Origin of the sequence: Mesorhizobium sp. M4A.F.Ca.ET.050.02.1.1, assembly GCF_003997725.1 — a bacterium.
Taxonomy (GTDB): domain Bacteria; phylum Pseudomonadota; class Alphaproteobacteria; order Rhizobiales; family Rhizobiaceae; genus Mesorhizobium.
Genome location: NZ_RZSG01000441.1, coordinates 1 through 5,038 on the forward strand (window position 1 = coordinate 1; position 5,038 = coordinate 5,038).

Sequence of the window (5,038 nt, forward strand, 5' to 3'; positions counted from 1 at the left end):
ATGCGAGGGCAATATGGGAACCACCATGGCTGAATTCACGCTCTTCATCGGCAACAAATGCTTTTCCTCCTGGTCGCTCAGGCCATGGGTGGCGATGCGGCATCTGGAGATCCCGTTCGAGGAGAGTTTCGTGCGCCTGCGCACGCCCGAGACCTTTGCCAATCTCGCCAAAGTGTCGCCAACCGGTCTGGTGCCGGTCTTGAATCACAATGGCAGGATTGTCTGGGAAACCCTTGCCATCCTTGAATATCTTGCCGATCTCTTTCCGCAGAAAAAGCTCTGGCCGGACGACATCGGTGCCCGCGCGCTGGCACGCTCGGTGGCGACCGAGATGCATTCCGGTTTTCGCGAGGTCCGCTACGGTTGGCCGATGAACCTGCGTCGACCGAAGAGCCACAAGCCGCTCGACGCCGAGGGCGACACGCAACGGGCACGCATCGAGGCGATCTGGCGGCAATGCCGGGCTGAACATGGCGTGAGCGGCCCGTTCCTGTTCGGTCATTTCACCGCCGCGGATGCCATGTACGCGCCGATCGTCACCCGTTTCGACACCTATGGCGGCGAGCTGGCGCCGGATATCCGCGCCTATGTCGACGCCGTGCTTTCCACGCCTGCGATGCGGCACTGGTATACGGAGGCGGCTAAGGAGACGTGGCCGGAGCCAGGCCCTCACGAACAGGACTGACCACGACGGCGGCATGCCATATCTCTTCAAGAGAATTGACCGCAGCGCCGGTCCGGCATAATACGTAACCAAATGGATACGTATCATGCCGCAGGCTGATCCCGACCGCTCCGTTTTCCGCGCCATCGCCGATCCGACGCGTCGCGCCATCCTCGACCGTTTGCGGCAGGGGCCGGCGCCCGTCAACGAACTGGCCTCTGCCTTCTCGCAGAGCCGGCCGGCGATCTCCAAGCATCTGCGCATCCTGCGCGAGCTCAACGTCGTCTCCGAGCAGAAGCGCGGCCGCGAGCGGCTCTATAGGCTGGAGCCGGCGGAACTGAAGGACGTCGCCGATTGGATCATGCCTTATCGCGACTTCTGGCAGGCGAGCCTCGGCAACCTGAAATCCTATCTGGAGGACGAGTGATGGCGGGCAATGAGAGACCACGCGCAATAGCCGACGTTTCGGCGGGCACCATCCTGGCGACGGTGACGATCGCCGTGCCACCGGAGCGGGTGTTCCGCGCGATCACCGCCGCGGACCAGATCCCGCTCTGGTGGGGTGCCGACAACATGTACCGCACCACAAAGCACACTGCCGACGTTCGGCCGGGCGGCGCCTGGCGCTCCGAGGGCAAGGGCGCCGACGGCCGTGATTTCCACGTCCAGGGCGAATATCTCGAGGTCGAGCCGCCGCACCGCCTTGTGATGACCTGGAAGGCGCCATGGGACGGCGACAACGTGACGACCGTCACCTACACGCTGGAGGCGATCGGGACCGGGACCTGGCTCACCCTGCGCCACGAAGGTTCTGGCCCGCGTCACGACTCCTGCCGCGATCACGGCCAGGGCTGGGAGCGTGTGCTCGGCTGGCTCGGCGCTTTCCTCGCCGGCGAGGCCGGGGTCAAGGCGCCCGGCGTGTTCCATTGCCGGCTGATCCCGCCGCGCCCGGATTTCGCCTTCACCTTGACCGAGGAGGAGAGGGCGCTGATGGGTCGCCATGCTGAATACCTGCGCGATCAGCTTCGTCAGGGCACGATGCTGATCGCCGGTCCGGTCGCCGACCCGGCCGGGCCCTGGGGCCTCTGCATCCTGCGCGTCGGCGGCGAGGCCGAGGCACGAGCAGTGACTGACGCCGACCCGGTCGTGCTTTCGGGGCGCGGCTTCCGCTACGAGGTCCTGCCGATGATGAGCGTGATCATGTGAGGCGCCAGACAAAAAAGAACGCCCCTCGCACCTTTTATCGCGCGGGAGGCGTCCTTTGTGCCAGCCTTTTCCTGAAATTGCTTTCATGAATTGCTGACCGTACCAAAATGCGCGGATGCCAAGATGGTTCCCGCATTTTGCAATTTTTTTTGGGTCGCAATTCAACCCTGACGGTGCGCCAGCATGGACCGCCACGACGAAGAGGGCAATGCTTACGCCCTTTTTTGCGTTTGGGGACTGAATTGTGCGTCGCAGGCCGATTGGGATGTGCTAAAGCACCGTCGCGCCGGCCTATGGATGCGCCGGACCAGGAGAAGATTTTGTCCCTCACTTCGAAGACCCGGGGCGACCAGGCTGAATCGCTTTTCAGCCGGGCCAGGACCCAGTCGATGTCGCTCAGTCGCATCGTTTCCGAGCAGGATGCCGCCAGCCAGGCCCGCGAGGCCAAGACCGCGCGGCTGCGCGAGCTACGGCTGGAAAAGGAAGCCGAGCACAGGGTGGCCGCCGCCGCCCTTGCCGCTTTGCCGAAACGCACGGGCAAACGCTGATGGCCACCAAGCGCGTCCCGCCAACGCCGATCGCCGCCGATTCGACGATTGCCGATATGGTCGATGTCCTGGACAAGCCGGTCGAATATGTCCGGCGCGTGCTGGAAAAACTGGAACGCTGCAAGCGCGCCCATGGCGATGCCCAGGTGCGGGTCGGTGTGCGCAGCCGCGCCGAATGCCCCAACTATCTGATCGAATATGTGCGCGAGGACGGCAAAACCCATGAGCGCGTGACACATCCGGACGCCGCCTATAGCGGCAGCACGCATCGCGAACTGGCGCCGCATCACCTCGTGGAAGCCAGGAACTGGTCGCCGGAGGAAATGAACATCACGGCGGTTTCGGCGCTCATCGGCCGCCTGCGCAATCCGCGGGCGCCGTCATCGCGTTTTGCTGACGAGGACTGACATGGCCATAAAATTCTCCGCCAAGCACCAGCCGGCGTCACCCGCCGCCGCAAAGCCGGCCAAGCCGGCTGCCGCGCCGAAGGTCGACAAGCCGAGCGCATCCGATTTGTTCGACGCGCCGGCGCAAACACCGCCCCGCAAGACCAAAGGGAAGAAATAGCGGCCTTGCCGAGTGACGCGGATCGTGGAGACCTGAGCCGGCCCTCCGGCGCGGCCGCCGGTCTGGCCTGGCCGCTCGCCGTCGATGGCATGCTTTTCGATTGCCAGAGCTGCGGCGCCTGCTGTTCCTATTCGGCCGCATGGCCGCGCTTCTCCACCGAGGCGGATGAACAGCTGGACCGCATTCCCGAGAAATACGTGTCGGCCGACCTGTCCGGCATGCGTTGCGACGGCGTGCGCTGTGCGGCGCTGACCGGCGAGATCGGCAAGCACACGGCCTGCGGCATCTACGAACTCCGCCCCGACGTCTGCCGTGCCTGCGTGCCCGGCGGCGACGACTGCCTGATGGCTCGCCAGGCGCATGGGCTGCCGCTTGTTGGTCTCCCCCACAAGGCGGGAGATTGCTCTCCTACCCCGCTTGCCCCGCCTCAATCGGCTCGGTACCTTCCCGCCTGGCAGGGGCCGCGGAGGAACAAGCCTTGAGCATCGAATTCCTGTTGACGACGCTGATCGTCGTCGCCTCGCCGGGCACTGGCGTTCTCTACACGCTGAGCGCCGGCCTCTCGCGTGGCGCGCGCGCCTCGATCATCGCCGCCTTCGGCTGCACGCTGGGCATCATCCCGCATATGGCCGCCGCCATCACCGGCCTCGCCGCCGTGCTGCACACCAGCGCCGTCGCCTTCGAGACGCTGAAATATCTCGGCGTCGCCTATCTGCTTTACATGGCCTGGAACACACTGAAGGAGGGGGGCGGTCTCAGCGTCGACGAGAACCTCGCGCCGCGCTCGGCCGGCAAGGTGATCACGTCCGGCATCCTCATCAACATCCTCAACCCGAAGCTGTCGATCTTCTTCTTTGCCTTCCTGCCGCAATTCGTCAGCACCACCGAGCCGAACGCCTTGTCGATGATGCTGGAGCTCTCCGGCGTCTTCATGCTCGTCACCTTCATCGTCTTTGTCGGCTACGGCATCTTCGCCGCGTCGATCCGCAGCCATGTCGTGTCGCGGCCTAAGGTGCTGACCTGGATGCGCCGCGCCTTCGCCGGAGCCTTCGTCATGCTAGGCGCCAAGCTGGCGCTGACGGATCGCTAGTTCGCTGCCACGGCCGGTTCGCCTTCGGGTTCGGAAGCCTCATGGCTTCCGGAACCGGGCGTAGGCCGAACGCCAAGCCGCCAGGCCGAGGGCGGGACGCCGATCGCCTTCTTGAAGGCGCGGCTGAACGCTGCCTCGGATTCGTAGCCGATCTCCGCCGCGATGTTGGCGACGCTGCTGTTGCCGGCGCTGAGCAATTCCGAAGCGATCTGCATCCGCCATTTGGCGAGATAGTGCATCGGCGGCATGCCGACGAGCCTGGTGAAGCGTTCGGCGAGCACGGTGCGTGACAGCGCGGCTTCCCTCGCTAGCGCCCCACCGTCCAGTTATGCGCCGGTCGATCATGGATCAGCGCCAGCGCCTTGCCCAGGTGCGGATCGCGCAGGCCGGCCAGCCAGCCCGTGTGCTGCGGCGGCAGCGATTCCACATAGCGGCGCAGAACATCGACGAACATCAGCTCGCTGAGCTTGGTGAGGACGGTCTCGCTGCCGGCCCGCTTTTCCGCGACCTCCGACACGGCCAGCTTTATGAACTGGCCGAGCCAGCCGCCGTCGCCCTTCGGGTCCCCGGCTTTGATGACTGGCGGCAGCGCTTCGCCGGGCTGGGCCTCAGCGCGGCGGCTTTTCGCGCCAGGCCCTATTCCTTCACATAACCATGGTCTCGACGATGCGGGCGGGAGTCGATTCCGTGGCGAAGGTCACCGAGTGCAAAATCAAGCGAGCCTAACGAAAAAGGGCGGCATTTCTGCCGCCCTTCACTATTCGTGATGGGACAGGACTTCTTAGAAGTCCATGCCGCCACTCAAGCCCGCTTGCGGGCTTGAGCAACGTAAGGTGATGGGCGTGCTTTATGGACTTCTTAGAAGTCCATGCCGCCACTCAAGCCCGCTTGCGGGCTTGAGCAACGTAAGGTGATGGGCGTGCTTTATGGACTTTCTTAGAAGTCCATGCCGCCCATGCCACC

9 protein-coding genes and 1 pseudogene are annotated in these 5,038 nt (G+C 64.6%); 8 read left to right on the plus strand and 2 right to left on the minus strand.

Features of this window, described 5'->3' with window-relative positions:
• Positions 1–25 precede the first annotated feature (25 nt).
• The 8 genes and pseudogenes from EOA33_RS23880 (at position 26) to EOA33_RS23910 (ending at position 4,075) form a co-directional block, all read left to right on the plus strand.
• Positions 26–685 carry a glutathione S-transferase family protein gene (locus EOA33_RS23880; protein ID WP_126055151.1) on the plus strand — a complete coding sequence of 220 codons (660 nt, stop codon included), beginning with the start codon at positions 26–28 and terminating at the stop codon, positions 683–685.
• Between the two features lie 85 nt (positions 686–770).
• The gene (locus EOA33_RS23885; RefSeq protein ID WP_127406740.1) at positions 771–1,091 is read left to right on the plus strand and encodes a metalloregulator ArsR/SmtB family transcription factor; all 321 of its coding nucleotides are present in this window, start codon (positions 771–773) and stop codon (positions 1,089–1,091) included.
• A complete protein-coding gene (locus EOA33_RS23890) occupies positions 1,091–1,870 on the plus strand; it encodes an SRPBCC domain-containing protein (protein WP_127406741.1) in 780 nt (259 codons plus the stop codon). The genes EOA33_RS23885 and EOA33_RS23890 overlap by 1 nt, the downstream gene beginning before the upstream one ends.
• A gap of 293 nt (positions 1,871–2,163) precedes the next feature.
• Positions 2,164–2,418 carry a hypothetical protein gene (locus EOA33_RS23895; protein ID WP_126055148.1) on the plus strand — a complete coding sequence of 85 codons (255 nt, stop codon included), beginning with the start codon at positions 2,164–2,166 and terminating at the stop codon, positions 2,416–2,418.
• On the plus strand, positions 2,418–2,825 hold the full coding sequence (locus EOA33_RS23900) for a hypothetical protein (RefSeq protein WP_126055147.1): 408 nt from the start codon (positions 2,418–2,420) through the stop codon (positions 2,823–2,825). Before EOA33_RS23895 ends, EOA33_RS23900 begins: the two co-directional genes overlap by 1 nt.
• 1 nt (position 2,826) lies before the next feature.
• Entirely contained in the window at positions 2,827–2,985 is a 159-nt protein-coding gene (locus EOA33_RS39225) for a hypothetical protein (RefSeq protein WP_189347697.1), read from the plus strand.
• Positions 2,986–3,074: 89 nt separating this feature from the next.
• Positions 3,075–3,356 (plus strand): annotated as a pseudogene (locus EOA33_RS23905) (YkgJ family cysteine cluster protein); the annotation flags it as partial.
• Positions 3,357–3,463: 107 nt separating this feature from the next.
• Entirely contained in the window at positions 3,464–4,075 is a 612-nt protein-coding gene (locus tag EOA33_RS23910; RefSeq protein ID WP_126055146.1) for a LysE family translocator, read from the plus strand.
• Here EOA33_RS23910 and EOA33_RS39795 read toward each other — a convergent pair.
• Both EOA33_RS39795 and EOA33_RS39800 read right to left on the minus strand, forming a co-directional pair.
• The gene (locus tag EOA33_RS39795; RefSeq protein ID WP_210211275.1) at positions 4,072–4,356 is read right to left on the minus strand and encodes a helix-turn-helix transcriptional regulator; all 285 of its coding nucleotides are present in this window, start codon (positions 4,354–4,356) and stop codon (positions 4,072–4,074) included. The two genes, EOA33_RS23910 and EOA33_RS39795, sit on opposite strands and share 4 nt — an antisense overlap.
• Positions 4,357–4,382: 26 nt before the next feature.
• Positions 4,383–4,715 carry a cupin domain-containing protein gene (locus tag EOA33_RS39800; protein ID WP_145965838.1) on the minus strand — a complete coding sequence of 111 codons (333 nt, stop codon included), beginning with the start codon at positions 4,713–4,715 and terminating at the stop codon, positions 4,383–4,385.
• Positions 4,716–5,038: the final 323 nt, after the last annotated feature.

What these genes read in the sequence shown, in the direction of transcription:
- EOA33_RS23880 (WP_126055151.1), top strand. Translation starts at nt 26, where the DNA reads ATGGCTGAATTCACGCTCTTCATCGGCAACAAATGCTTTTCCTCCTGG.
- EOA33_RS23885 (WP_127406740.1), top strand. Translation starts at nt 771, where the DNA reads ATGCCGCAGGCTGATCCCGACCGCTCCGTTTTCCGCGCCATCGCCGAT.
- EOA33_RS23890 (WP_127406741.1), top strand. Translation starts at nt 1,091, where the DNA reads ATGGCGGGCAATGAGAGACCACGCGCAATAGCCGACGTTTCGGCGGGC.
- EOA33_RS23895 (WP_126055148.1), top strand. Translation starts at nt 2,164, where the DNA reads ATGGATGCGCCGGACCAGGAGAAGATTTTGTCCCTCACTTCGAAGACC.
- EOA33_RS23900 (WP_126055147.1), top strand. Translation starts at nt 2,418, where the DNA reads ATGGCCACCAAGCGCGTCCCGCCAACGCCGATCGCCGCCGATTCGACG.
- EOA33_RS39225 (WP_189347697.1), top strand. Translation starts at nt 2,827, where the DNA reads ATGGCCATAAAATTCTCCGCCAAGCACCAGCCGGCGTCACCCGCCGCC.